A 25,841-nucleotide genomic window follows, 5' to 3' on the forward strand; every position below is an offset into this window, starting at 1 on the left:
CCGCGCATGTTACGAAGGAGCATGTCCGCAGACGAGACGCCATCAGCCGGTACACCCGCACACGACTCCTACGACGCGGTCGTCGTCGGCGGCGGTCACAACGGCCTGGTCGCCGCCGCCTACCTCGCCCGCGCCGGGCAGAGCGTCCTGGTCCTGGAGCGTCTCGGCACCACCGGGGGAGCGGCCGTGTCGACCCGGCCCTTCGACGGGATCGACGCCCGTCTCTCCCGCTACTCCTATCTCGTCTCGCTCCTCCCGCAGAAGATCGTCCAAGAGCTCGGCCTCGACTTCGCCGTACGCAAGCGCACCGTCTCCTCCTACACCCCGGCCGTGCGCGGCGGCCGGTCCACGGGGCTGCTCGTCGGGGGTGAGGGCACCCGGGACTCCTTCACGGCGCTCACCGGTGACGGCCGGGAGTACGAGGCCTGGCAGCGTTTCAACGGGATGACGCGACGGGTCGCCGAGCGGGTGTTCCCGACGCTCACCGAACCCCTGCCCTCCCGCGAGGACCTGCGGGCACGCCTCGACGACGCGGACGCCTGGCGGACGCTGTTCGAGGAGCCCATCGGAGTCGCCGTCGAGAAGAACTTCGCCGACGACCTCGTACGCGGTGTCGTGCTCACCGACGCCCTGATCGGCACCTTCGCCGACGCCCACGACCCGTCCCTGGTCCAGAACCGCTGCTTCCTGTACCACGTGATCGGCAACTCGACGGGGGACTGGGACGTCCCGGTCGGCGGAATGGGCGCGCTCACCGGCGCTCTGGCACGCGCGGCACGCGCGGCGGGCGCCGAGATCCGCGTCCTGCACGAGGCGACCCGCATCGAGACGGACGGCACCCGCGCCGAGGTCACCGTCCGCTCACCCGACGGGGAACGTGTGGTCGGCGCGCGCCGGGTCCTCGTCAACGCGTCGCCGCAGGCGCTGGCCGCGCTCCTCGGCGAGGAAGCTCCCGCGCCGGCCGAAGGCGCACAGCTGAAGGTGAACATGCTGCTCACGCGGCTGCCGAAGCTGCGGGACCGCTCCGTCGACCCGCACCGGGCCTTCGCCGGCACCTTCCACATCGCCGAGGGTTACGGACAACTGGCCACCGCCTACCGCGAGGCGGCCGGCGGACGTCCGCCCACCGCCCCGCCCTCCGAGATCTACTGCCACTCGCTGACCGATCCGTCGATCCTCGGCCCGGACCTCGTGGCCCGCGGCTACCAGACCCTCACCCTGTTCGGGCTCCACACCCCCGCCCGGCTCTTCGCGGCCGACAACGTCACGACGCGCGAAGCGCTGCTCGCAGCGACGCTGGCCGAACTCGACGCCCACCTGGAGGAGCCGGTCACGGACTGCCTCGCCCTCGACGCCGACGGCAGGCCGTGCATCGAGGCGAAGAGCCCCGTGGACCTGGAACGGGATCTGAGGCTGCCCGGCGGCCACATCTTCCACCGGGACCTGTCCTTCCCGTACGCCACCGGGGAGACGGGCCGTTGGGGCGTGGAGACCGTGCACCCCAACGTCCTGCTGTGCGGGGCGGGTGCGGTGCGCGGCGGCGGCGTCAGCGGGGTGCCCGGCCACAACGCCGCCATGGCGGCGCTGGGCCGGTGACCGGGGGCGCCCGCGAGGTCCCGCCCGGCCGGGACCTCGCGCACACCCTCTACCGCCCGAACACCCCGCGCAGCGCCCCGAGCTTGCGCGGCAGGTCGTACTCCGCGCCGCCCTCGTGACCGTTGTACGGGAACACCTCCAGCTCGGCGGGGCCCGCGTACGCGTGGTACGCCGCGAAGACCGTCGACGACGGGCAGATCCGGTCCATCAGACCCACCGACATCCACGCCGGTGCCGTCGCCCGCGCCGCGAAGTTGACCCCGTCGAAGTAGGAGAGGGTCTTCATCGCCTCCTCGATCCGGAAGCGGTGCCCGGACAGCCAGCGGGCGACCTCCGCGTACGGACCGGAGTCGGTGATCTGCGAACCACGCCGGAAGTGGCAGAGGAACGGCACATCGGCGACGGCCGCCGCCAGGTCGTCCCGCAGCCCCGCGACGGCGAGCACGAGGCCGCCTCCCTGGCTTCCGCCGAGGACCGCGACCCGCGCGGGGTCCACGGCCTCGTGGGCCTTCACCGCGTCCACCGCGCGTACGGCGTCGGTGATCAGACGACGGTAGTAGTGCCGGCAGGGGTCCTCGATACCGCGGGTGAGGAACCCCGGCGAGGAGGAGCCGTGGCCGTCCGCGTGGAGGTCCGGGGTGTCCGCGGTGTTCTTGCCGCCGCCGCCCTGACCCCGGTTGTCCATGACCAGATGGGCGTAGCCGAGTGCGCTCCAGGTCAGCCAGGAGTACGGGATGCCGCGGCCGCCGTTGTAGCCGATGTACTGCACCACGGCGGGCAGCGGACCCGAGCGGACGCGCGGGAGCATCAGCCAGGCCTTCACCGGCTGTCCGCCCCAGCCGTTGAACGTCACGTCGTACACGTCCACGGTCGCGAACCCGGCGTCGTGGGGGACGAATGTGGCGTCCAGGCCGTGGTGGGCCGCCTCTGCGAGCGTCTTCTCCCAGAACGCGTCGAAGTCCGCCGGTTCCTCGGGCTCCGGGCGGTACTCGCGCAGCCGCTCCAGCGGCATGTCGAACAGCAAGGGTCTAGCTCCTCTTCAGGGTGAGGGTGAGGGTCGCCCCGTGCAGGCCGGCCGTGTCCGCGGTGATCCGCAGACCCCGGCCCGTGCGTGCGGCCCGGACACCGGGATCGGCCGTGGCGACCTCGAGACCGGGCCGGTCCAGGTCGAGCACCACGGACGACCGCAGCTGGGTAGGGTCGGACAGGGCCACCGTGAGCGTCCTGCCCTCCGGGCGCACCAGCACGGAGGCGGGACCGTCGCAGGTCAGTTCCTGCGCCGTACCCGCGGTCCAGAAGTTCGCGGCGAGCAGTCCGTCCGCCGAGCGGCGGACCGCGTGCACGGCCGTCGAGCGGGAGACCGGCCGCACCGGAGGCGCCGAGGACAACTGCCGCGTCCGTGCCGCCGACGCCGCCGGGGCCTGGAGCCAGAAGTAGCCGGCGCCGTCGGGAGCCGTCCCGTGGTCCTGCCACAGCGTCAGATAGGGGCGGGTGACCGGGGTGTCCGTGCCGTACTTGAGGTTGATCTCCCGCCAGGTCGCCGTGCGCTCCTCCCGCAGACCGCGCAGGTCGACGGGTTCGGGGAACACATAGCCCCCGGTCCCTTCCAGGTGCAGCCACCGGACCTCGGTGAGCCGCGCCGACCAGTCCGTTCCGACGGGTGCCGCGCTGCCGTCGATGAGCAGTGTCGCGGACGGATCGCGCAGCTTGCGGTTCTCGACGACCGTCTCCACGGTGCCCGCGTCCGCACCGACGCCCGACCCCACGCACGCGATCACGTCGTCCAGGCAGAACCAGCTCTTGAGGCCGCGCAGCGTGTGTCCGTACGCCCGCAGCTCCATGCCGTACGCCCCGAGCGTGGTCCCCGGCAGGGCGGTGCCGCCCGCCCAGTCCGCGGTGCTCGTCGTGCGCTGGCCGGCGGCGTCCGCGGGCCGCCCGGCGACGACCGTGGTGCCCGGCAGCCGCATGGGGTCGACGGTGGGCCAGTAGTCCTCGCTGTAGTGCCCGAGGTCGTCGGTGTACAGCAGCACCATGCCGTCGGAGAGGTGCCAGCCGTGCAGGTTCTCGTTCTGGATCGACTCGTAGTTGTAGATCCGGCTGGAGTACGCCGAGATGCCCAGGGCGAACGAGGGCCGGTGGTGTGCCGCCTTGTCCATCCGCGGGTGCTGCCTGTGGGCGACCAGCGGGCCGCGGGCGGGGATCGGTGACTCGATGATCCGCAGCGCGGCGACGAGGGACGCCGGATCGGTGACGGTGAGGAAGTCGCGGTAGGTGTCCTCGGACATCCACTGCTTCACCAGCGCCGTGAAGCCCTCGCCCGTCCCGCCCGGGAAGCTCGGAATCAGCCGGAGCACCGCCTCGATCACCGTCTGCGCGGAGACGTGGCCCTGCTTGCTGGGACGTGCGATCTCCCGCCCGCACACCGAAGCCATCACGTCGCCGCGCGCCAGCAGGGGGTCGAAACCGTCGAGGACCCAGCCGCGTACGTTGTCGAGATCGGGGTCGGTGACCGTCCAGTCCGTTCCGGCGAGCAGATTCAGCAGCCGGGAGAGGCTGTTGAGCAGTTCCTTGCCGTAGCCCCCGTTGTACGGGTGCTTGTAGTGCTGAAGGAACGAGCCGTCCGAGTAGAAGCCCTCGCCCGTCCCCGCCGTGCCGTCCGCGCGGTCGTTGAAGGCCAGGACGCTGTTGGCCCCCGAACCCTCGACGTCCGAAAGAGCGTCACGTACCCGGGCCAGGGCGTCCCCGTCGTCACGCAGCACGGCGTTGACGGCGACCACGGTGGAGACCCACACGCGGTTGGCCCCGGTGGCGATCTGCCGGTCCGCGCGCCAGAGGTTGGGGTCGGGGGTGTAGTGCCGCACCGCGGCGGTGACCCGCTCCAGGCGCTCCGTGCCGAGCACGTCGTACAGCAGCACACACGCGTCGTTGAGGGCGAGGGCCGAGCCGATCTCCCAGTCCCAGTCGTTGTCGAAGCGGGTGTGCCCCGGGCCGTAACGGTTCGTCAGCATCCAGTCGACACCGGCGAGCAGCAGATCGCGCACGGCGGTGTCGCCGTGCTGAGGGGTGCCGGGGATGGCCCACGCCGTCGCGATCGTTGCGAGGCGCTTGAACGACGTGGTGACGTGGTTGGAGAGCGTCGTGCTGGTCAGATCCGCGAACAGCCCGTCGGTACGGGACGGGTCCAGGCCCTTGGCGGCGGTGGTGGCCGCCCGGCCGGTCCGGGCGACTGCCGCCGCTATCCGCCCGTCGGTCAGGTCGAGGCCGGGGCCTCCCGTCAGCAGGGTGTGCCAGCGGACGCGCAGCGCGCCGGCCTCTCCGGCTGCGGCGTGAGCGATACCAGGGGTAAGGGTGAGGGGCAGGGTGGCGGCCGCGCCGAGCGCCGCCGCTCCGGCCAGAACGGTGCGGCGCGTGGCGCCGGTGCCTGGGGACGGGGTCATGGTTCGGGTCCTCACAACAGGTGTCGGCGGTCGACGGCCCCGGCGAGCGCGGCGTGACCGGAAGGATTGGGGTGCAGGCCGTCACCGCTGTCGAAGGCGGGCCGCATGCGCGAGGGACGCGCGGGATCGCGGAGCGCGGCGTCGAAGTCGGCGACCGCGTCGAACAGACGGCCCGTGCGCACCGCGCGGTTGATGCGCTGCCGCACCTCGTCGAGCTCCGGTGTCCAACGGGTCCAGCCCTCGAACGGGGTGACGGTCGAGCCGACGATCCTCAGCCCCGCGCCCCGGGCCCGCAGCACCAGCTGGCGGAATCCGTCCAGGACGAGCGAGGGGTCCGTCTGGGCAGGCGGCTGCTGGAGGTCGTTGACGCCGAGCTGGACCAGCACGGTACGCAGACCGGGCAGCGCGAGGACGTCACGGTCGAACCGCGACTGCCCGCCGGGCCCGAACCGGGCGTCGTCCAGCAGCAGCCTGTTGCCGCTGACGCCGAGGTCGGCCACGGCCGATCCGGGAAGCCGCCGGGCCAACTGGTCCGGCCAGCGCAGATCGGCGTCGTCGGGCGTGCCGACCCCCTCGGAGATCGAGTCGCCGAGCACGGCGACGACGGGCCCGTGGGCGCCCGTCACCTCCACGCCCGTCAGGAGGAACACCGAGGTGGTGCGCACCCCGTCCACGCTGTGCGAGGCATGCGTGTTGCGGTGGAAGGACAACGGCCCCGTGGGGCCCGGCAGCCGGGTCTCCACCGTCAGCGCGGACCCGTCCGTGGCGCGCAGTCCGTCGACCGGGTCGCTGGTCAGGGACGCGCCGGCGGCCAGCCACGCCTGCCGCCGTCCGCCGAACGTCACGGGGCGCCCTCCGGCGGTCACCGGTCCGACCAGCACCGGCATGGTCCCGAAGGCGTGGCCGTACCTCAGCCGTACCCGGCCACCCGCCGAGAGGCGCACGGTCGCGGTGAACACCCCGTCGGTCAGCCCGGCGGACGCCACCGTGTCCGTCGCGGTGGGCGCGGTCTGTGCCGTCGCCCAGGACGTGACCCAGGATCCGGCGGGACCCCGGTCGCCCGGTCCGCCGTCGGGCTGCGCGGCACGCGCGCCGGGAGCCGTCACCGCGACCGCGGTCACTCCCGCGGCGGCTGTCAGTACCCCGCGTCTCGCGGGCCCCCGGACGGTCACTGCGGGCACTCCCCGGTCGGGTCGTAGTCGTCGGCGTAGGTGCCGACCGCGTCGCCACCGGTGTTCCCGCTCATGGTGTTGGTGCACACCGGGCCCTGTGGGGTGCGCATGAACTTGATGCCACCGCCCGCGTTGCCGGTAACGGTGTTGCCGTACACGCTCGTGTCGATGCCGTCGGTCGCGGTGTCACCGCCGAGGCGTACACCTGCGCCCACGTTGTCGTGCACGGTGTTGTAGCGGAATATGTTGCCGCTGCCGCGAGCGTCGAGCCCGCCGGAACTCGGGTCCTTCTGACCGCTGCAGTCGTTGTACTCGACGTAGTTGTTCGTCGAGTTCTCCTTCACGTCCACGCACTCGTTGCCCCGGGTGACGATCGTGTTGTGGTGGATGCGGTTGTTCCTGCTGACGTCGGCCGCCGCGTCCGGGGCGCCGTTCGCGCCCTGCTGTTCGGGAGCCGTACCGAGGTAGATCCCCTCGCCGTTCTTGCCCCCGCCGCCGAACTTGAAGTCGGCCACCCCGCAGTCGGAGACGGTGTTGTCGTCGACCTCCGCGCCCGTGACGAGGTAGCGCAGTCGCAGACATTCGTCCGCGGCGTTCTTCAGCGTCATCCCGGTGATCCGCAGGGCGCCCACCCCGTTGCCGGGGGTCGTGCTCATGACGTAGACCAGCTTGAGCCGGTACCCCGCGACGTCGTCGGCCGAGCCGTGCAGGCCGTCGACGGTGAAGCCGCTCAGCGTCGTCGAGTCGTGGCGCACCTGGATGATCCTGCTGTCGCCCGCACCCTTCACCACCGCGTTCGACGGTCCGGTGATCGTGACGCCGGGGCGCGTGGTGACGACGTCCTGCCGGTACGTGCCGGCCGCGAGATGGACCACCGCGCCCGTGGGCGCGAGGTCCAGCGCCTTCTGGATCGTGGCGAGCGGCGCACCCGTCGACGTACCGGCGGCGGAGTCGCTCCCGGACGGCGAGACGTAGTACGCGGTGGCCGCCTCGGCCGCGGGGGAGGGCGTGGCGAGGAGGAGCGGGGTGCCGGCGGTGAGCGCGGCGACCAGGGCGGAACGCAGTGGACGGCTCATGAGGTGTGCCTCCTTGGATCGGCGAAGGACAGAGCGAGCAGTACGGGGACACTGGGGCCCAGCAGCAGCGGCCCCAGCGGTACGACGAGGGAGATGAGCACGGCGGACACCACGGCGCCGAGCAGCGCGGTGCCCCGTGCGGGGGACCCGAAACCGAGCGCGAGCGCGCCGGCCGTCCAGGTGCGGACCGACCCTTCGGGGGTCCGGCCCGCCTCCGCGGCCAGAGCGACGTGGTGGATGCCGAGAGCGGCCGCGATTCCGAGCTGCGCGGCGAGCACGACGAAGGTCCAGGGCTCCGGACGCCCCAGCAGATGGACGATGTTCACGGTGAGGACGACCGCGGCCGCCGTGGAGAGCAGACCGTGACGCCACAGCGCCCGCCAGTAGCGGGGGAAGGCGGCGAAGGTGTTCGCGAACACGCGGCTGTCCCCCTCCGCCCGCCAGAGCTGAAGGGCGTGCCCCATCGCGGCCAGTGCGGGCAGCCAGGTCACCGCGCCCAGGGACAGCACCGAGCACGCCGCGCCGGCGGCTGCGGGGAAGGCGACGAACTCCAGCCTGCGCAGCAGCGCCGTCCCGCCGGACGGGAGGATTGCCTGCATGGTCAGCCGACCTTTCCTGTGTACGGTTCGGACACGTCGAGGAGGACGCGGCCGTCGACCTCCAGGCGGGTGCACCCCACCGTGTACGGCGTCCCGTCCGGGCCCAGCAGCACGGCCGCGGCGTGCGCGTCCACCGCTTCCGTGCGGACTCGCCGGCCGACGGGGGACAGGAGGACGGTCTCCCGGGTGTCCGTGAAGCGGACCCCGAACCCCTCGTCGCAGGTGATCCGCTCACCGCGCGGTGATCCGGCCGGTGATCCGCCCGGCGGTCCGTCAGGCGGCCCGCCCGGTGATCCGCCCGGCGTGAGCGCGGTGAGGAAGGCTCCCTCGGCGGACCGCGGGGTCGTCGCACGCAGCGTGTGCAGCGTGCGGGTCAGACGCAGCTCCGGCGTACTGGACGTCGGATTGGCCTCGACCTCGGTGACCTCGCAGCCGACCGCGGCGTCGGAGGGCGCGAACCGCTGGAGGAGTGCCGTGGCCTTCCCCGACCTGATGAGCGCTTCGCCGCCGGGACCGAGCTCCGCCGGACGGTCGGTCTGGAGGAGGAACGTCCACGCACGTTCCTCCTCCGCCTCCGCCAGGTCGAGCAGGACGAGCCTCCCGGACGGTGTGAACACCAGGGTCCGGTCCAGGCGCCGGAGGCCGAGCGCGGGGTCGTACATCGCAGCGATCTCCGCGGTGGCATGGGCCCAGCCGCCCTCGGCGTCCGCCAGCACGTCGCGCTGTCCGGCCTGCCGCTCGTACGGGATGCCCTCGTAGACGTGGTAGCGGTCCTCGTCCGCGTACCCCTGGCCGTCCACCAGCAGGAGATTGTGGTGGGCCGCCCGCTTGCGGTTGCTGTAGCCCTCGTCGACGGCGAGGAACTCCCCCTGCGCGACCAGCACGAACGAACCGGAGTCCGGGTGGTGGTGCCCCTGGTTCAGGGTCTCCCACCCCAGCTCCGCCCGGTGCTTCGCCGATGTCTCCCACGCCGTGCGACCGCCACCGGGACTCGCCTTGAACGACACCAGCGTGGCGTCGTCGTCCCAGCCGGTGCGGGCCGTGAGCAGCCCGAGGTCCGGGAAGAACGCATGGGTCTCCGTCGGCCGGGCCGCCTCCACGGACGGGTCGTACCAGAGGTACTCCAGATAGGCCTCCGGCAGGATGCCGGGCCGTACCCCGCTCTCCGCGGCCTCCTGCCACAGCAGTTCGCCCGAGGCGAGGTCGCCCATCCACTGCGCCTCCGCGATGCCGTACTGCGCCGCGAGCCGGTAGTACAGGCCGGCGCTGTGCCCGCTGCGCCGGTCGTGGCAGTCACCGTGGTCGACATTGAACGCGAAGCCGGGCGCCGTCTGGTGGAGCCGGTAGCGGAACGTCGACGACAGGAAGCCGCCGCGTCCCCACCAGTCGATGCCCTCGGCCTCCTGGAGCAGATCGAGATGGATCGCCAGGAACGGCACACCGTAGCGCCAGTACACGACACCCTCGGCGTGCGAACCGTCCTGCGGCATCAGGTCCAGGACCGTGCCCAGGTTGTCCCTGGCGCGCTCGGTCCACTCCTCCTTGCCCAGCACGTAGCCGGCCGTCGCCAGACCCGCGTGACAGATCCAGTTGTGGTTCTGCCAGTACGACGACGACCACCAGCTGCCCTCGCTCGCCACCGCGAACTCGTACATCCTGCGGCCCTGGAGCAGCAGCTTGTAGCGGAGCAGCGCCCTTGTCCCGTCCGGGAGTTCGTCACCGATCCACCGGTAGGCGAGGGAGAGGTGGTGCAGCAGCCAGCCCGCGTCCAGATCGTGGTCCGGCATATGGGCGCGGCCCCAGTGCGGCAGCCGTACCGCGGCCTCGATCCAGCGCCGGCTCTCGTCCAGATGCGCGCGGTCGCCGGTGGTGCGGTACGCCAGAGCCGGGTTGGACGCCGCGGGGCCGAGCCAGGTGACGCTCGCCAGGGGGTGCGTGCGGGGCGGGGTGAGGCCGCGGTGACGTGCGGCCTCCTCCCGCAGCCGGAGTTCCTGTGCGGGGCGCGGCCCGGGAGGCGGAGTGGCGGAGAGCAGCACGGATCAGCTCCCCGTCCCGAAACACGCTGCGGAACCGTCCGCCAGCTCCACCGTCAGCTCCTCGCCGTCGAGTCGTACCCCGGTCACCGCGGGGCCCGCGGAGGAGGCCTGGTACACCGAGGCGAACGTGATCCGCTCGGCCTCGGCCGTGAAGTCGACCCAGGTGCGGGTGCGCTGAGGATCGTCCGCCGGGCCGGGACCCGGCCGCGAGAACGGGCGCACCTCCACCCCGGGCGTGTGGGTGTGCCAGCCGTGCAGTGACTCGTCGCCGTACCAGGTGGTGCGTACCGGCCCGGTGGCCTGCTGCTGGACGTCCAGAGCGGTCCCAGGGCGCAGCTGGCCGGTGACGCGGCGCGCCTGCGGGCCCGTCACGCTCAGCAGGTCCACCAGGTAGCAGTCGCCCGCCACGACCCTGCGCACCGCACGCACGCCCTCGTACGCGGTGGTGACCTCGGCGGTCACCGAGCGGTCGTCCGACGCCAGGAGCACGCCTTCGCACTCCGCCTGCTCCGCTCCGTCGACACGGAACGCCGGATGCGCCTCGGTCGACGCGTACAGATCCCGGAACTCGGCGTGCGCGTACGGAACCTGACCTGGATCCGGCTGCCACGGGGTCGTGGACCCGTACAGATAGAGCGACAGTTTGTCGCGGTGTCCGTGCGAGCCGCCGTGCGGGCCGAAGTCCAGCAGGGCGTGGATGCCCGCCACGCGCACCACCCCGTAGCCGGCCGCCGGGAAGACGGTGACCCCGCCGGGCGCCGCGCGCCGGGGCAGCGGCGGTCCCGCGAACCAGCCCTCCAGCTCACGGTCCAGTCCGTCGTCGTACGCGCCGAGCTCCTCCCGGGCCCGAGACGCGACCGCGTCCAACCCCTCCGCGGGCACCAACTGCTGAGCCAGAGAGACCAGTTCGAGCCACTCCAGGGCGAGCGGATTACGCAGGTACGGGCCGTCGTGCAACGCGGGCAGCAGGCCGCCCGGAGTCGCGACAGCGGCCAGCACATCCGTCATCCCGGCCAGTACGCCGGCCACGTCGGAGGGGACCGAGGCCGGGTCCGCGGATCGCAGCGCCAGCAGCGCCGCCCGCAGCACGAAGCCGTGGTAGTAGGTGCTGCCCTCCCACTCCCAGCCGTCCTCGGCGACGGCCACCCGCAGATGCGCGTACAGCCCGTGCTCGCCCTCCAGCCACTGCTTCGCGCCGTCCCACTCCAGACCGCGGGCAGCCGACGCGGCACGGCTCGTGGACGCGCCGGCCGCGTTCAGCCAGGCGGTGTAGTTGGACGCCAGCTGACCCCGGCCGGTCAGCACACCCCTGGCATCGAGCGCCGCCCGTTCCAGGTCGTCCAGCAGCGGCAGGACCGCCGCCAGGCCGTCGGTTCCGTCCTCGGCCAGCGTGATCACGGTGTGCCCGATGTTCACCGCCCAGATGGCGTCGGTCAGTGCCTGGTGGAAGAGCCTGCCGCGCAGCATCCAGCCCTGCGCCTCGCCGTGCCGCTCCGTGCCGAGGGACGCGTACAGGCCGGAGTACTCGACGAGCCGCGCCACTGCCTCCGTCCGCCCGCCACGGTGGGCGAGCACCCGCAGATGCCGCGCCCAGGCCTGGTGCGACAGCACCGTCCACGCGCCGCGCACCGCCGGGGTGTCCACCCGGCAGCCGCGTCCGCACCGTGCACCGCCCTCGGGAAAGACACCGGAGAGCAGGTCACCGTGATCGGGCTCCACGCCGTGCGCCGGGCAGACGTACGCGTGCCACCAGCCGCCCCGCTCCTGCGGGATCCGCCTCAACGCGGCCATACGCCACCGTCGATGTCCACCGTGGTCGCGGTGAGGAATCCCGAGGCGGGCGAGGCCAGGTGGACGACGGCGTGGGCGACGTCCTGCGGCGTGCCGGCCCGGCCGACCGGGATACCCGCCTCCATGGCCTCCTGCGCCGGAACGGCCGTGAACGTGTCGTGGAACGCGGTGCCCTTGATGAAGCCGGGGGCGACCGTGTTGACCGTGATGCCCGTCCCGGCGAGCTCCTTCGCGAGCCCCTTGGTGAAGCCCCGGACGCCGGCCTTGGCGGCGGCGTACGCGACCGAGCCGGGCCCGCCGCCGTTGTGCGCGGCCAGCGAGGACATCGTGATGATGCGTCCGGCGGAGGACTGCGTCAGATACGGCAGAGCGGCCCGCACCGTGCGGAACGCCGACGTCAGATTGGTGGAGAGGACCCGCTCGAAGTGGTCGTCCGACATCTCGGCTATCTTCTCGCGGCCGATCAGATGGCCCGCGTTGCAGACCAGGACGTCCAGGCCGCCGAGGAATCCGGTGGCCTCCTCGACCAGCAGGTCCACCTCCCCGGTCACGGTCACGTCGGCCCGGAACGCCTTGGCCCTGCGGCCGAGCGCCTCGACGGCGGAGACGGTCCTCGCCGCCTCGTCCGCGGAGGAGTTGTAGTGGACGGCGACGTCGGCGCCGGCCTCGGCCAGGGCGACGGCGATGGCCCGGCCGATGCCGTGGCCCGCCCCCGTGACGAGCGCGCGGGAGCCGTTGAGATCAGCAGACATGGGTGTTGCCCTTTCGGTGACCGGCCCGCAGCGGGCCGGAACCGGTCACTTGAGACCGGCGGTTGCGAAGCCCTGCACGAAGTAGCGCTGGCCGACGAGGAAGAGGACGACCATGGGCAGGGTGGCGAGCGTGGTGCCCGCCATCAGGAAGTGCCACTGGGTGCCGTTCTCCGTCTTGAAGACGGAGAGCCCCACCTGGATCACCCGCAGGCTGTCCGAATGGGTCACCAGCAGAGGCCAGAGGAAGTTGTTCCACGAGGATTCGAAGGTCAGCAGTGCCACGGTGATGAAGGCGGGCTTGACCTGCGGCGACATGATCCGGGCATAGATCCGGAACTCACCGAGCCCGTCGAGCCGGGCGGCCTCCTCCAGCTCCACCGGCAGGTCCAGATAGAACTGCCGGAAGAGGAAGACGGCGAACGGCGTGACCGCGCCCGGAACGATGAGCGCCCACCAGCTGTCCAGCCAGCCGCTGCCGCCCTGGCCGAAGATGTCGTTCCCGCCGGCCAGCGGCATGAAGCGGACGATCAGGAACTCCGGCAGCACCTTGGTGTACGTGGGGATCATCAGGGCCGCGACGAAGAGGTAGAAGATCGTCTCGCTGCCCCGGAACCTGATGCGCGCCAGCGCGTACCCCGCCATCGACGCCACCAGCACGTTGAGCACGGTGTGGCTGATCGCGATGACGAAGCTGTTGCGGGCGTACGTCGCGAACGGCGCCGCCTTCAGCGCGTCGACGTAGTTGCCGAACTCCCAGTGCTCCGGCAGCAGTCCGCCGTCCTGCGACGCGATCTCGACCGGGGTCTTGAGCGAGGTGATGACCATCCAGGCGAACGGCACCACCATCAGCAGGGAGACGACGGACAGGGACACGTAGAGCGCGATCCGGCCGACGGGGACAGGCCTGCCCTTCGCCGGTGCCTTCGGTGATCCTGGCGCGGGAACCGGCTTCAGCAGCTCAGTTGTGGCCACGACTGCCTCCCATGATCCGCTTGTTGACCAGGGTGAAGCCCATCAGCAGCACGAAGAGCACCAGCGACTGCGCGCTGGCGTAACCGACGCGGAACTCCCGGAAGGCGGACTTGTAGATCTCGTACGTCATCATCGTGGTGCTGTTGGCGGGGCCGCCGTCGGTCAGGATGTAGATCTGGTCGAAGGACTGGAACGCGCTGATCATCGAGGTGATGAGCACGAAGAACGTCGCCGGCTTCAGCAGCGGCAGCGTGATCGAGAAGAACTGCCTGACCCTGGACGCCCCGTCCACCGACGCGGCCTCGTACAGCTCCTTCGGCAGGGACTGCAGGGCGGCGAGGTAGATGAGCATCTTCATGCCGATGCCCTGCCAGATGCCGACCAGGATCACCGAGGGCAGCGCCCAGGTGGTCGAGGACAGCCAGGCCGGCCCCTCGATGCCGAGGAACGACAACAGTGTGTTGAGGAGACCGTTGCTCGGGTTGTAGATCCACAGCCAGACCAGCGCGATGGCGACGGTGGCGGTGACCTGGGGCAGGAACACGGCGGTTCGGAAGATGCCGCGTGCCTTGAGCCCCGTGTGCAGGGCGAGGGCCACCAGGAGACCGAGCGCCATCCCGAACGGCACGGTGAAGAACGTGTACAGGAGGGTGTTGACGATGGACTTACGGAAGACCGCGTCGTCCAGCATGTCCCGGAAATTGGCCAGGCCCACGAACTCCGGCGCGGTCAGCACGTCGTACTTGGTGAAGGCCAGGCCCACCGAGACCACGACCGGAAGACCGATCCACAACGAGGCGTGCAGCAGCGCCGGCGCCACCATGAGCATGCCGGCGCGACGCCGCCGGCGGCCCGGGCCGGTGGGGACCCGGCCGGTCTGCCGTGGCACCGAGGGCTCAGGAGCGGAAGGGGGCCGTGCGGGCCTGGCCTTCAGTACGGTTGTCGTTCCCATGGTGACGGGTCCTCACATCCGGCCGATGGCGGCCTCGGCGAGACGGCCGAGCTCCGCGATGGCGTCCTTCGCGGACTGATCTCCGACGATCGCGGGCTCCAGCGTCGGCTTGATCTTTTCCCGGATCTCCATCCAGGCCGCCGTGCCGCCCTCGGAGACGGCATGCTCGAGGTTCTGGAGGGAGAGATCGACGAACTGGTTCTCCTTGACGTATCCCGTGTCTTCGAGGTCGCGGAGCCCGGGCACCGAGCCGCGCTGCTCGGCCGCGCCGAGGACCGACTCGGGAGACGCGAGGTACTCGACGAGCGCACGGGCGGCGGCGGGGTGCTTGGAACGCGCCGCCTGGGTGACGAGCGTGCCGCCCTGGAGCATCGCGGGCCTGCGGTTGGCCAGGACGAACGCACCGAGCTTGTCGCCCTCGATCAGCTCCGGGTTCTGCTCCTTGGTCTGGACCCACAGGGCACTGCTCGTCATCATCATCGATGCCTTGCCCGTCTGTACGTTCGACGGCGTGCCGATGTCCGTCTTCTTCGAGTAGTCCGCCGAGCCGTCCTTCACCAGGTCCTTGAAGAACTGCAGGGCCTCGACGCCGCGTGCGTCCGTGAACAGCACCTTCTTGCCGTCCGAGCTGAACAGCTGACCGCCGTTGGCGAAGAGGAAGGTCTCCCAGCACTGGCGCAGCTCGATGGAGAACGGGTCGAAGCCGACGCGGCCGTTCCTGGTCAGCTGCTTCGCGACGGCCCGCAGCTCCGCCCAGTTGGCCGGGGTCTTCCTGATCCCGGCCTCCGCGAAGTGATCCTTGCGGTACACGACGATGCGGGTGTCGAGGACGACGGGCAGGGCATAGAGCTTGCCGTCGTAGCGCGACGGCTCCAGCACCCGCTTCTCGTAGTCGTGCGCGGTGGCTAGCTCCTCCGGGAGCTTGGCTATCGCCTTCTTCGCCGCGAACGGGGGGATCCAGCCGACGCCCATCATCAGGACGTCGGGCAGCAGCCCGCCCGCGAGACCGGTGGTGATCTTCTCGTTGAGCTGTGCATACGTGGTGTAGTCCACGTTCACCTTGACGTCCGGATACTTCTTCCGGAACCCGCCGAGGATCTCCTGCTCGAGCAGCGTCTTGCCGTTCGCACCCTCGTAGATCGGGGTGAGCAGAGTGATCTCGCCCTCGGCGGGGCCGTCGGCCGAGCCGGCGGACGACGCGCCGCCACCACAGCCGGCGAGAGCGGCCGTGGCAGTGCCCGCGCCGATCGCGGCGAGCACGGACCGTCTGTTGAGTTCCATGGGACACCCCTTTTGAGGTGGAGCGGTGGATCGATCCAGCAGTTGCGTCCCGGACATGGCTGGGAAGTGCTGGTAAATCGATGCAGTGATGCTAAGAACGGCTTGAGAGTGGCGTCAACAGCTGATGCACAATATTTTTCAGGGACGTTAACGGGTGTACCGGTGGAGTGTGTTCAGTAAATCGGTACACTAACCTCGGCAGTGCGTTCCGAACCGGAGGTGGCATGAGCGGGGTAACGATCCATCAGGTCGCGGAGGCCGCAGGGGTCTCCGCGAGCACGGTCTCCAACGTCCTCAACGGGCGTACCGACCGTATGCAGGCGGCCACCCTTGCCCGGGTGGAGCAGGCGATCGAGCAGCTCAACTACCGGCCCAACCGGGCGGCGCGCATGCTGCGCACCGGACGGATCAAGGTCATAGGCCTGATCGTGCCCTCCGTCGCCAACCCCTTCTGGGGAGCGCTGGCCAGGGAGCTGGAGGCCATCGCGCTGGCCGAGGGGTACCACGTACTGCTCTGCAACAGCGAGCGCGATCCCGCCCGCGAGCTGAAGTACGGCGAGGAGCTGCTCGCCGACGGGGTGAGCGGGGTGGTTCTGTGCTCCTCGCTCCCCTCGCTCGACCACATGACACCGCTGCTGAGCCGGGGACTCAAGATGGTCGCCTTCGACCGGACCGCACAGGCGGGCGACCCGTCGTCGCTGGCCAGCATCAGTGTGGACAACGCGATGGGGGCGGAGCTGGCCACCCGGCACCTGATCGAACTGGGCCACCGGAAACTGGCCTTCGTCTCCGGCTCCGTGCACAGCGTGAACCGCCGCGAGCGGCTGCGTGGCTTCCGTTCGGCCCTGGAGGCGGCGGGACTCGATCCCGCCGGGGCGATCGTCTGGCCCGGAGCGGACACCACCGAGTTCGGGGACAAGGACGCGGCCGAACTCGGCCGGAACGCGGCCAGGGAGCTGCTCTCCCGGCCGGACCCGCCCACCGGCTTCGTCGCGATCAACGACATGTGCGCGATCGGGATCTGCCGGGGCGCCAGGGACGCGGGACGCGGCGCGGGCCGGGACGTCTCGGTGGTCGGCTTCGACGACATCCTGCTCGCCGACCTCTTCGAGCCACCACTGACCACGGTCCGCCAGCCGCTCCCGGAGATGGCCGCGGAGACGTTCCAGCAGCTGCGCGCCCGGATCGACTCCGCCCCCGCGGCCGGGCGCTCCCTGCTGATCAGGCCCCGGCTCGTGGTGCGCGAATCGACGGCCCCCGTTCCGGGGGCGGCCTCGATTCCGGCGGGGGCTTCCGTGCCCGCCGCTGCCACCGTGCCGGCCACGTCCGCGGCCCCGGCGCTCGCCGCGACGGGAGCCGGGCGCCGCTCCGACGACTGACGGACGGGCGACGCCCCGCCCCGCCGTTCAGGACGACGGGGCGGGGCGCCGGGCAGGGGCGGGCCGGTGACCTGCGGACTCCGCCGGGTACCGACCGGGTCATTCCGGGCGGAGGGAACCGTGCGGGTGGTTCAGGAAGCGGTGCAGACGCCCACGACGGGTGCCGACGTACTGCCGTTCGTCTGGACGGTGAATCCGAAGGTGGTCGAGGCGCCGGCAGCCAGGGTGCCGTTCCAGGAATGCCTGACCGTCATCACGTCGCCCGCCGTGGCGGGTGTGCCGTTCCAGACGGCGGAGACCTTCTGGGGCGACGGAACGGTCACCGGAACCGCCCATCCGGTGATGCCGGAACTGCCGGCCTTGACGGTCACCTGGCCGTTGTACCCACCGTTCCATGTCGAGGTCTGGGTGTACGTCGCCGTGCAGGCGCCGGTTCCGCCTCCGTCCCCGCCGCCGTCGGAACCGCCGAGCGCGGCGAGCACCGCGTCGTAGGCCGGCTTCTTGTTGTAGTCACCGTCGAAGAGCAGCGGGGTGCCGCTGCTGCGCCACGAGTACTTGTCCGTGACGCCCCAGACGGTGATGCCCGTGCACCGGGTGACCGCCAGGCAGGCGTCGACCACCTTGGTGTAGTTCGCCGCCTGGGCCGTACCCGAACCCTCGATGTCCAGTTCGGTGATCTGCACGTCGACACCGAGATCGGCGAACCGCTGCAGATTGGCCTGGAAGTCTGAGGGGACGGGCGAGTTGCTGTTGAAGTGCGACTGGAACCCCACGCAGTCGATGGGGACACCGCGCTGCCTGAAGTCCTTCACCATGTCGTAGACCGCGTTGCTCTTCGCGTTCCGACCGTCGGTGTTGTAGTCGTTGTAGCAGAGCTTGGCGTCTGCATCGACCGTACGAGCGGTCCGGAACGCCTCCTCGATGAAGCCGTTGCCGAGCTTGTCCTGGAACGGGGAGCTGCGCCGCGCCCCGCTGCTTCCGTCCTGGAAGGCCTCGTTCACCACGTCCCAGGAATGGATCTTGCCCTTGTAGTGGGTCATCACCTGGGTGACGTGGTTGTTCATCGCCGAGCGGAGGTCGGTGGCGGCCAGACCACTCACCCAGTCGGGGAGCTGGGAGTGCCACACGAGGGTGTGGCCCCTGACCTTCATGCCCCTGCTCTGCGCGTGGCTGACGATCTGGTCCGCCGCCGAGAAGCTGAACGAGCCGCGGGAGCTCTCGACCGCGTCCCATTTCATCTCGTTCTCGGGTGTGACCGAGTCGAACTGGGCGTCCAGTGTGGATGCGTACGCCGCTTCACCGAGGTGGTTCGCGGCGACAGCCGTGCCGAAGTAGCGACCCTTGGCTGCCGCGGCGTCACCGAGGGCGCCGACCGCCTGCGCGTTGCCCGCGAGTGCCACGACACCTGCCGCGGCGAGGACACCCGCGGTGACGAGGGACAGAGCGCGTCGGGTGCGGGTCTGCGGACGCGGGCGGGCGCGGCCGCCCGGGGGATTCTGGGCCATCACGATTCCAGCCTCTTCTTCCGGTTGCCGGGCGGTTCGAACGAGGCGCCCGTGCGGGGGATTCGGACCGTTCGAGGTGCTGTGCAGCGCTCGGCGGACGCACCGGGAGGGCGTACCTGCCGACGGGAGGACGAGCTGTGGAACAAGGGGAGTGAGGGAGAGTATGCGCTCAGCGGGAAGTCGCGTCAACGCGGTGTTTCCGAAATATTTCCGAGCCAACTGCCGCTCATTTGAGGCCAGTTACCCATATTGCCTGATGAAGCGATGATTGTGCCCAGGCATTCCGGGCCGGATCTCCGAGGGCTCCCGTGGCAAGGCTTGGTCGTGGCGAGGTCGGACCGATTGGCTGGGCGAAAGTTTCGAAACGCTCCGGACGGGTCTGTCGAGGCCCTGTTCCGGGGGCGGCCAGGCACCCTTCGGACGGGAGGGCGCGGACCGCCGCAGAGGTCCGCGCCGCCTGTCAAGCTGCCCGTCACTCCGCCAGTCGCCCGGCCTGTCCAGCCGCGGCGTGCGCGACCTCAGCCGCCGATGAGCGAGAGGCCGAGGACCACCCCGGCGGAGACCGTCACCCTGCCGGGCGTGAGGTCGCCTTCACCGCCACCGCTGTGGTGACTGCTGTGGCTGCGGTAGCTCTGCATCTGTTCGGCGTCGACATCCTTGATATGGATCACGGGTCCGAGGTGCACCCCGGCCGCCTCCGCGTACAGGGCGGCCTTCTCCCGGGCCGCGGCCACGGCCGCCGTACGGGCACGGGCGCGCAGTTCCCTCTTCGTGCGCACGTCGAACTCGACGCCCTTCACCTCGTTGGCCCCGGCGTCCACGACGTCGACGAGTACCGTCTCCAGGATGTCCAGCTCACGCAGTTCGATCACGAAGGACGCGGTGCACTCGTAACCCAGGAACGTGCGGTCGTTGCCGTAGCTCCACTGGGACGACAGGTTCAGCCTCGATGTGGACACGGCGGTCTCCGGCACCCCGTGCCCGCGCAGTACCTCCCGGATCCGGTTCACCCCGGTCCGGGTGGCGGCGAACGCCTCGCCCGGCTTGTTCTTCGTCTGGGATATCGCGACGCGGAGGCGTGCCAGGTCGGGCGCGGCATGCACACTCGCCGCTCCGAACACCGACACGCCCCACGGGCTGTCTATGGACTGGGTTCCGTTCATGCCGGTCATCCAACCAGCCGGATCCGCTCAATCGGGGGAAACGGTCCAGCCCGTCGCCTCGATGCGCCCGGCGTCGCCGGCCCTGTTGCCGTCGAAGAGTGTCCTCCCGCCGTCCTGGACCCGGACGTCGTCCACGTAGGCACCGCGCCCGACGTACAACTGATCGGTGGCGTACCGCCATCGGAGCCGGACCTCCTTGCCCCGCCAGATGTGCAGATCGGCCTCGATCCGGTGCCACACGCGCCCGGACCAGCCGGAGACCGAGCCGTCCGGATGCGGCAGTGGCGCCCCGGGCCGGCCCTCCTGTTCCGGCGCGGAGGTGAAGGCGACGGGCTGCCATGTCGCCCCGGAGTCCGACGAGGCCTCCAGCCGGAGTACGTCCGAAGCCGGCTCGGTGTCCCACCAGAGGGCGCAGGTGAAGGTCGTGCGAGCGGCGGCCGGGCGGAGTGCGGGCAGCGCGAGTGTCGCGGTGGTGGCGTTCGCCATGCCGGAGAACCAGGCGGTGCGCCCCCGGGCCGGGCGGACCGGTACCGCGCGTGCCATCCGGTTGGCCGCCGCGACTCGCGGAGCACTGCCCGAACGCCAGGTGCGCACCGGATGGACGGAGTTGCCCAGCACGATCAGGAACGAGTCGGTCGTCGGGTCGAGGACCAGGCTCGTGCCGGTGAAGCCCGTGTGTCCCGCCGTGCGCGGTGTGGCCATCGCCCCCATGTACCAGTGCTGGTAGAGCTCGAAGCCCAGCCCGTGCTCATCGCCGGGGAACGCGGTGTTGAAGTCGGTGAACAGGAGTTCCACGGACTCCTCGGACAGGATCCGGGACCTGCCGTAGACGCCCCCGTTGAGCAGTGTCCGGGCCAGCACGGCCAGATCCCAGGCACACGAGAAGACACCCGCGTGGCCGGCCACCCCGCCCAGGCTGTACGCGTTCTCGTCGTGGACCTCACCCCAGACCAGCCCCCGCTCCAGCCCCGACCAGGGCAGCCGGGCGTCCTCGGTCGCCGCGATCTTCGGCTTCCACGAGGCGGGCGGGTTGTACCGGGTGCGGCGCATCCCGAGCGGAGCGGTGATCTCCTCGCGGAGCAGGGCGTCCTGGGTGCGGCCGGTGATCTTCTCCAGGATCAGCTGCAGCGAGATCAGGTTGAGGTCGGAGTAGAGGTACTTCGTGCCGGGAGCCGAGGCCGGGACCTCGCCCCAGAGCAGCCGCAGCTTCCCCTCACGGGTCGGCTCCTTGTAGAGCGGGATCCAGGACCGGAAACCGGACGTGTGGGTGAGCAGCTGACGTACCGTGACGTCCTGCTTGCCGCCCCCGCCGAACTCGGGGAGGTACGAGACGACCGGCGCCTCCAGCTCCAGCGTGCCCCGCTCGATCTGCTGCACGGCGAGGATCGAGGTGAACAGCTTGGACACCGAGGCCAGGTCGAAGACGGTGTCCTCGGCCATCGCGATCTGCTGGTCCGGTGGAAGTTCGACCCCCGAGTCGGTCGTCTCGTCGTACGACGCGTAGCGCACCGCCTGCCCGATCGGCCGGTGCAGAGCCACCGTGCCGCCCCGCCCCGCGAGCAGGACGGCGCCCGCGTACCAGGGGTGAGCGGGGGAGTCGGCGAGGTACTTCTCCGCGTCGGCGACGAGCAGGTCGAGCTGGTCCGGCAGCAGCCCGGCACGTTCGGCCGGTCCGCGACGCAGTGTCGGTCCGCCCCGCCCTGGTCCCATACCCGTCCCGGTTCCCGATGCCGCGCCCGGAGCTCCGCCGCCCGGCGACCCCGTACCCCGCTCGACGCCGGCCGCCGCTCCGGCGGCCCCCGCGAAGGGGATCGGCGCGAGGGCGAGTGCTCCGCCCAGCGCCAGTATCCCGCCGCTCAGCCCCCGACGGCTCATTCCCCGTTCCGACACGTCACCGGCCATCCGGAATCCCTTCCCCTCACGTCGAAAGCGCCTGCGCGAAAATAACTTTCGAAACTTCGTACGGTGATGAAACTTCCTGCCGAAGGAGAGGTTACTGTCACCGCAGCCGCCCGTGGGGCCCCTGGTGACACAAAGAAATTGACGACTCGTCAGTTATTTCTTCGCCGGACGGCAGCTGTCCGGCGGTCACGTCGGGCTGATGACGACTGCCGAGTGGAACCGGCCCGTGCCTGTGGCAGGGCGCCGGGGATCGCCCCGAGCCGGGCGGTCACCGTCGTGCGCGGTCCGGCATGATGCCCGGATGAGCGTCATCGTCGAGTTCTTCACGGCTCCGGACGACGCGTCAGCGGCTCTGGCCCTTCGGACCGGTCCGCGGCGCGCATTCGAGTCTGTCTCCTTCGGCAACTTCGACCCCGAGGAAGCCGTTGTCGAGTGGCAGTGTCTTCTTGCCGGTGGCAGCTTCGACGATCTCGTCGACGCCGGTGAGCCTCGTCCCGTCGCCGGCCAGGACGACGACGGGTGTCTCGTCTTCGCGATCTCGCCCGGCCTGGCCGCAGCGCTCGCCGAGGCCGGAGGATCCGAGTTGGAGGATGCCGCTGTCGCGTGGTCCTCGCAGCGCGCGGCGGACGGAGAGGTCATCGGTACGGACATCGCATCCGTGATCCTCGGTGATCTGGCTGTGCTCGCCCGCAGCGCCCGACGCCAGGGTCAGGAGGTCTACTGCTGGGTCGCGTAGGGGGACGTTCCGGCACAGCGACGGACCAGGTGCCCGAACAGGCTCGACGGGCCGGCCCCCAGCGCGGACCGCCGGACCCGCCGGCCGGGCAGGGTGTCCCGACACAGGTGTTCCGGGCCCTTGACCCGTGACCACCCGCCGCACAGGATCACGCCATGACAGGTGTACGGAGCAGCACAGTAGACGGAGTCGTGACGCGCAGCGCACGGCGTACCCCCGGACGCACCGCCGTACGGTACGCCGAGCGGTCCTGGACCTACGCGGCCCTGGACGAAGCGGTCAGTACCGCGGCCGCCGTGCTGACCACCGCACACGGACTGCGCCCCGGTGACCGGGTCGCCTCCTACGCCCACAACTCCGACGCGTACCTCATCGCCTACCTGGCCTGCGCCCGGGCCGGACTGGTCCATGTGCCGGTCAACCAGAACCTCACCGGCGAGGACCTGGCGTACATCCTCCGCCAGTCCGGCAGCGCACTCGTCCTCACCGACCCGGTCCTCGCGCCGCGCGTCCCCGCCGGCCATGCCGTCCGGCCGCTGCGCGACGCACCGGACTCCCTCCTCGGTGAACTCGGTACCCCACGGCCCTTCACGCCCGAGCGGGAGCCGGATGCCGGTGATCTGGTCCAACTGCTCTACACCTCCGGCACCACCGCCCAGCCCAAGGGCGCGATGATGACGCACGGCGCGCTGGTCCACGAGTACGTCAGCGCGGTCACGGCCCTCGACCTGCGGGCCACCGACCTGCCGGTGCACTCGCTGCCCCTCTACCACTCGGCGCAGATGCACGTGTTCCTGCTGCCGTACCTCGCGGTGGGCGCCGAGAACACCATCCTCGACGCCCCGGACGCCGGACGGATCTTCGACCTCGTCGAAGCCGGGCAGGCGGACAGCCTCTTCGCGCCGCCGACCGTCTGGATCGGTCTCGCCAACCACCCGGAGTTCGCCGACCGTGAGCTGTCCGCGCTGCGCAAGGCGTACTACGGTGCGTCGATCATGCCCGTGCCCGTTCTGGAACGTCTGCGTGAGCGGCTCCCGGAGCTGGCGTTCTACAACTGCTTCGGCCAGAGCGAGATCGGTCCCCTCGCCACGGTGCTCGGCCCGGACGAGCACGAGGGGCGGATGGACTCCTGCGGCCGGCCCGTGCTCTTCGTCGACGCCAAGGTGGTCGATGAGCACGGCAAGGAAGTGCCGGACGGCACGGCCGGTGAAGTCGTCTACCGCTCCCCGCAACTGTGCCAGGGCTACTGGGACAAGCCGGAGGAGACCGACGAGGCGTTCCGCGACGGCTGGTTCCACTCCGGTGACCTAGCCGTACGCGACACGGAGGGCTACTTCACCGTCGTCGACCGCGTGAAGGACGTCATCAACTCGGGCGGTGTCCTCGTCGCCTCCCGCCAGGTGGAGGATGCCCTCTACACCCACCCCGCGGTGGCCGAGGCGGCCGTGGTCGGACTGCCCGACGCGCGCTGGGTCGAGGCCGTCACCGCGGTCGTCGTACTCCGGGGCGAGGCCTCGGAGGCGGAGCTCATCGAGCACGCCCGGGCGGAGCTGGCCCACTTCAAGGCCCCGAAGCGGGTCCTGTTCGTCGGCGAGCTCCCACGCAACGCCAGCGGCAAGATCCTCAAGCGGGAGCTGCGCGACAGGTTCGCCGACTCCGGATCCGGCACGGCAGGGGACCCCGACGACCCGGCTGCTCCGCGGCCGGCCTGACCGGTGCCACGTCCCGGGGTGCCGCAGCCGCGGTCCGTCTCCCGCGGTCGGCGGTGTGAGGCGGCCTCGGCCGGCGTACCCCGTTCGCAGTCCTGGGTGCAATTCCTCCTCGGTTTCCCCTCCCTGCTCGGGTGACCTGCGTGAACGACCGCCGCTCTGCGCAGTCTTGAGCCTGGCCGGGTGACGAGTGGGGTGGAGCCCCGTGTTGCACCGGTGACGGACTGTCGGTTGCCTCGGGGACGGAGCACAGCAGAGGTGCCGCGCAGACGGCCGGACCCTGCTCCCGTTGGAGGAACCACATGCGCAACACACGCATCGGCGCGGGTATCTGTCTGGCCGTAGGCTCTCTCGCTCTGGCTGCCCCGGTAGCCGCAGCGGCGGCCGGCCCGTCCGGTGAACAGACCATTCACATCAGTCCGGCGAAGGCCTCGCCCGGCTCACAGGTCACCGTCAGTACCAGAGCCTGCGGCAAGGAGACCTACGGCAAGGGCACATCGGTGGCAGGAGGGGCCTTCCACCTCTTCGCCGGCGACCGGGACGGCGTACTCGTCGGGGTGTTCGACATCCCCGCGGGGACGCGGCCCGGCATCGACACCGTCACGGTGAAGTGCCCGCCGCGGATCAAGATCACGGACACCTACCGGATCGTCGAGCGCGCTCCCAGCGGTGGCGTCGACGCCGGCTTCGGGGCGCCCGCCGACCACGGCACGCAGCTCGCCGCAGGCAGCGTCCTGCTCGCGGCAGCGGCGGCCGGGGGAGTGGTCAGGCTGCGCCGCCGGACCGCCGAGACCCGCACCTGACCGTACGAGTCCTGTCCGCGGGCCGGAGTGCCGCTCCAGCCCGCGGACCCACCGACCCCAACCGCTGCGAAGCAGAGGCACACACGATGGACACCGGGCGCACGACCAGCACGTCGGCCCAGCCGTTCCCGGCGGTCAGACACCTCGTCTGGGCGCTGGTCGCCGGCACGGCACTGGTGATCAGCGGAACGCGTGAGGGACGGCCGCCCCCGCAACCGCCCGCCGAGGCCGCCGCTCCCGTAACCCCGACAGGGCCCACCGCCCGCCCCGTGGAGCCCGCGCGTGCGCTCGCCTACCTGGCCCGTGGACGTCCGGTGCCCGGGCCCCCCGCCTACGTCAGCCGGTCCTCCGCGGCACCGGCACCCCTGTGGCTGCCACCGGTCCGTCCGGCTCCTCTGCGCCCCCTGCCGACGGGCCCGGCACCGGCCGGCCCTCGTGCGGACGGATCGGCCGGCAGCGCCCTCGCGAGTCCGGTACCCGGCCGCAGCGCCGCGGCCCCGCACCCCACCGTGCGTCCGCTCGCGCCCTCCACCCCACTCCGGCTGCGGATCCCTGCGCTCAAGGTGGACGCACCGATGACGAAGCTCGCCCTGAACGCGGCCGGGGCCCTGGAGCCGCCCCCCGACAACAACCCCGTACTCGCCGGCTGGTACGCCGGAGGGACGGTCCCCGGCGCGGTGGGCACCGCCGTCACGGCCGGGCACGTGGACACCCGCCTCGGCCCCGGTGTCTTCCACCGGCTGGGGGCCGTGCGCAAGGGCGCCACCGTCGAGATCGTCCGGGCTGACGGGCGCACCGCCGTGTTCACGGTCTACGCCGTCGAGGTCTACGGCAAGAAGGCATTTCCGGACCGAAAGGTCTACGGCCCCTCGCCCCGTCCCGAACTCCGGGTGATCACCTGCGGGGGCGACTACGACAGGAAGACGGGATATCAGGACAACGTCGTGGTCTTCGCCGCCATGACCGCCGCTCGCTGATCA

General features: G+C 71.1%; 20 protein-coding genes. 6 read left to right on the plus strand and 14 right to left on the minus strand.

What is annotated here, in order from left to right:
- Window positions 1–21 precede the first annotated feature (21 nt).
- Entirely contained in the window at window positions 22–1,596 is a 1,575-nt protein-coding gene (locus P8A20_RS34955) for a phytoene desaturase family protein (protein ID WP_147960616.1), read from the plus strand.
- Window positions 1,597–1,645: 49 nt separating this feature from the next.
- On the opposite strand, the gene P8A20_RS34960 is transcribed toward P8A20_RS34955, so the two are convergent.
- The 11 genes from P8A20_RS34960 to P8A20_RS35010 are packed head-to-tail and all read right to left on the minus strand — an operon-like array spanning window position 1,646 to window position 15,664.
- Window positions 1,646–2,620, minus strand: coding sequence for an acetylxylan esterase (locus P8A20_RS34960; RefSeq protein WP_147960615.1), 975 nt, complete (start codon window positions 2,618–2,620; stop codon window positions 1,646–1,648).
- Window positions 2,621–2,624: 4 nt separating this feature from the next.
- Entirely contained in the window at window positions 2,625–5,033 is a 2,409-nt protein-coding gene (locus P8A20_RS34965; protein WP_306104944.1) for a polysaccharide lyase 8 family protein, read from the minus strand.
- A gap of 11 nt (window positions 5,034–5,044) precedes the next feature.
- Window positions 5,045–6,205, minus strand: a complete 1,161-nt coding sequence (locus tag P8A20_RS34970; RefSeq protein WP_147960613.1) for a GDSL-type esterase/lipase family protein — start codon at window positions 6,203–6,205, stop codon at window positions 5,045–5,047.
- Window positions 6,202–7,281, minus strand: coding sequence for a DUF1565 domain-containing protein (locus tag P8A20_RS34975; protein WP_306104945.1), 1,080 nt, complete (start codon window positions 7,279–7,281; stop codon window positions 6,202–6,204). Before P8A20_RS34975 ends, P8A20_RS34970 begins: the two co-directional genes overlap by 4 nt.
- Window positions 7,278–7,880 carry a YesL family protein gene (locus P8A20_RS34980; protein ID WP_147960611.1) on the minus strand — a complete coding sequence of 201 codons (603 nt, stop codon included), beginning with the start codon at window positions 7,878–7,880 and terminating at the stop codon, window positions 7,278–7,280. The genes P8A20_RS34975 and P8A20_RS34980 overlap by 4 nt, the downstream gene beginning before the upstream one ends.
- Window positions 7,881–7,882: 2 nt before the next feature.
- Window positions 7,883–9,916, minus strand: a complete 2,034-nt coding sequence (locus P8A20_RS34985) for a DUF4962 domain-containing protein (RefSeq protein ID WP_147960610.1) — start codon at window positions 9,914–9,916, stop codon at window positions 7,883–7,885.
- A 3-nt stretch (window positions 9,917–9,919) separates the two neighbouring features.
- Window positions 9,920–11,707 (minus strand): heparinase II/III domain-containing protein, encoded by a 1,788-nt coding sequence (locus P8A20_RS34990; RefSeq protein ID WP_306104946.1) that lies wholly within the window; start codon window positions 11,705–11,707, stop codon window positions 9,920–9,922.
- The gene (locus P8A20_RS34995; RefSeq protein WP_306104947.1) at window positions 11,695–12,459 is read right to left on the minus strand and encodes an SDR family NAD(P)-dependent oxidoreductase; all 765 of its coding nucleotides are present in this window, start codon (window positions 12,457–12,459) and stop codon (window positions 11,695–11,697) included. The genes P8A20_RS34990 and P8A20_RS34995 overlap by 13 nt, the downstream gene beginning before the upstream one ends.
- Window positions 12,460–12,504: 45 nt before the next feature.
- The gene (locus tag P8A20_RS35000) at window positions 12,505–13,431 is read right to left on the minus strand and encodes a carbohydrate ABC transporter permease (protein ID WP_306104948.1); all 927 of its coding nucleotides are present in this window, start codon (window positions 13,429–13,431) and stop codon (window positions 12,505–12,507) included.
- A complete protein-coding gene (locus tag P8A20_RS35005) occupies window positions 13,418–14,383 on the minus strand; it encodes a carbohydrate ABC transporter permease (RefSeq protein WP_261988749.1) in 966 nt (321 codons plus the stop codon). Before P8A20_RS35005 ends, P8A20_RS35000 begins: the two co-directional genes overlap by 14 nt.
- A 12-nt stretch (window positions 14,384–14,395) precedes the next feature.
- The gene (locus P8A20_RS35010) at window positions 14,396–15,664 is read right to left on the minus strand and encodes an ABC transporter substrate-binding protein (RefSeq protein WP_306104949.1); all 1,269 of its coding nucleotides are present in this window, start codon (window positions 15,662–15,664) and stop codon (window positions 14,396–14,398) included.
- Between the two features lie 224 nt (window positions 15,665–15,888).
- On the opposite strand from P8A20_RS35010, the gene P8A20_RS35015 reads away from it, so the two are divergent.
- Window positions 15,889–17,043 carry a LacI family DNA-binding transcriptional regulator gene (locus P8A20_RS35015; protein ID WP_261988748.1) on the plus strand — a complete coding sequence of 385 codons (1,155 nt, stop codon included), beginning with the start codon at window positions 15,889–15,891 and terminating at the stop codon, window positions 17,041–17,043.
- A gap of 131 nt (window positions 17,044–17,174) precedes the next feature.
- Here P8A20_RS35015 and P8A20_RS35020 read toward each other — a convergent pair whose 3' ends face one another.
- From P8A20_RS35020 to P8A20_RS35030, 3 genes are all read right to left on the minus strand, one after another.
- On the minus strand, window positions 17,175–18,548 hold the full coding sequence (locus P8A20_RS35020; RefSeq protein WP_306104950.1) for a glycoside hydrolase family 10 protein: 1,374 nt from the start codon (window positions 18,546–18,548) through the stop codon (window positions 17,175–17,177).
- Between the two features lie 518 nt (window positions 18,549–19,066).
- On the minus strand, window positions 19,067–19,711 hold the full coding sequence (locus P8A20_RS35025; protein ID WP_306104951.1) for an SIMPL domain-containing protein: 645 nt from the start codon (window positions 19,709–19,711) through the stop codon (window positions 19,067–19,069).
- 27 nt (window positions 19,712–19,738) lie between these two features.
- Complete coding sequence (locus P8A20_RS35030) at window positions 19,739–21,613, minus strand: serine hydrolase domain-containing protein (RefSeq protein WP_306104952.1); 1,875 nt, start codon at window positions 21,611–21,613, stop codon at window positions 19,739–19,741.
- Window positions 21,614–21,914: 301 nt separating this feature from the next.
- Between P8A20_RS35030 and P8A20_RS35035 the strand changes: the two genes are divergently transcribed.
- The 4 genes from P8A20_RS35035 to P8A20_RS35050 all read left to right on the plus strand — a co-directional run bounded on the left by P8A20_RS35035 (window position 21,915) and on the right by P8A20_RS35050 (window position 25,838).
- Window positions 21,915–22,349: a hypothetical protein gene (locus P8A20_RS35035; protein ID WP_147960605.1), complete on the plus strand. Its 435-nt coding sequence runs from the start codon at window positions 21,915–21,917 to the stop codon at window positions 22,347–22,349.
- Between the two features lie 155 nt (window positions 22,350–22,504).
- The gene (locus tag P8A20_RS35040) at window positions 22,505–24,061 is read left to right on the plus strand and encodes an acyl-CoA synthetase (protein ID WP_306104953.1); all 1,557 of its coding nucleotides are present in this window, start codon (window positions 22,505–22,507) and stop codon (window positions 24,059–24,061) included.
- A 299-nt stretch (window positions 24,062–24,360) separates the two neighbouring features.
- On the plus strand, window positions 24,361–24,861 hold the full coding sequence (locus P8A20_RS35045; RefSeq protein WP_306104954.1) for a GVDTG sorting domain-containing protein: 501 nt from the start codon (window positions 24,361–24,363) through the stop codon (window positions 24,859–24,861).
- Between the two features lie 86 nt (window positions 24,862–24,947).
- Window positions 24,948–25,838, plus strand: a complete 891-nt coding sequence (locus P8A20_RS35050; RefSeq protein ID WP_371606703.1) for a class F sortase — start codon at window positions 24,948–24,950, stop codon at window positions 25,836–25,838.
- Window positions 25,839–25,841 lie beyond the last annotated feature (3 nt).

The sequence above is a fragment of the Streptomyces sp. Alt3 genome (genome assembly GCF_030719215.1).
GTDB classification, from domain to species: Bacteria; Actinomycetota; Actinomycetes; order Streptomycetales; family Streptomycetaceae; genus Streptomyces; species Streptomyces glycanivorans.

Bases quoted from the DNA above. Each gene is read 5' to 3' on its own strand.
- P8A20_RS34955 (WP_147960616.1), top strand. From the start codon at position 22: ATGTCCGCAGACGAGACGCCATCAGCCGGTACACCCGCACACGACTCC.
- P8A20_RS34965 (WP_306104944.1), bottom strand. From the start codon at position 5,033: ATGACCCCGTCCCCAGGCACCGGCGCCACGCGCCGCACCGTTCTGGCC.
- P8A20_RS34975 (WP_306104945.1), bottom strand. From the start codon at position 7,281: ATGAGCCGTCCACTGCGTTCCGCCCTGGTCGCCGCGCTCACCGCCGGC.
- P8A20_RS34980 (WP_147960611.1), bottom strand. From the start codon at position 7,880: ATGCAGGCAATCCTCCCGTCCGGCGGGACGGCGCTGCTGCGCAGGCTG.
- P8A20_RS34990 (WP_306104946.1), bottom strand. From the start codon at position 11,707: ATGGCCGCGTTGAGGCGGATCCCGCAGGAGCGGGGCGGCTGGTGGCAC.
- P8A20_RS34995 (WP_306104947.1), bottom strand. From the start codon at position 12,459: ATGTCTGCTGATCTCAACGGCTCCCGCGCGCTCGTCACGGGGGCGGGC.
- P8A20_RS35005 (WP_261988749.1), bottom strand. From the start codon at position 14,383: ATGGGAACGACAACCGTACTGAAGGCCAGGCCCGCACGGCCCCCTTCC.
- P8A20_RS35010 (WP_306104949.1), bottom strand. From the start codon at position 15,664: ATGGAACTCAACAGACGGTCCGTGCTCGCCGCGATCGGCGCGGGCACT.
- P8A20_RS35015 (WP_261988748.1), top strand. From the start codon at position 15,889: ATGAGCGGGGTAACGATCCATCAGGTCGCGGAGGCCGCAGGGGTCTCC.
- P8A20_RS35020 (WP_306104950.1), bottom strand. From the start codon at position 18,548: ATGGCCCAGAATCCCCCGGGCGGCCGCGCCCGCCCGCGTCCGCAGACC.
- P8A20_RS35025 (WP_306104951.1), bottom strand. From the start codon at position 19,711: ATGAACGGAACCCAGTCCATAGACAGCCCGTGGGGCGTGTCGGTGTTC.
- P8A20_RS35030 (WP_306104952.1), bottom strand. From the start codon at position 21,613: ATGGCCGGTGACGTGTCGGAACGGGGAATGAGCCGTCGGGGGCTGAGC.
- P8A20_RS35035 (WP_147960605.1), top strand. From the start codon at position 21,915: ATGAGCGTCATCGTCGAGTTCTTCACGGCTCCGGACGACGCGTCAGCG.
- P8A20_RS35040 (WP_306104953.1), top strand. From the start codon at position 22,505: ATGACAGGTGTACGGAGCAGCACAGTAGACGGAGTCGTGACGCGCAGC.
- P8A20_RS35045 (WP_306104954.1), top strand. From the start codon at position 24,361: ATGCGCAACACACGCATCGGCGCGGGTATCTGTCTGGCCGTAGGCTCT.
- P8A20_RS35050 (WP_371606703.1), top strand. From the start codon at position 24,948: ATGGACACCGGGCGCACGACCAGCACGTCGGCCCAGCCGTTCCCGGCG.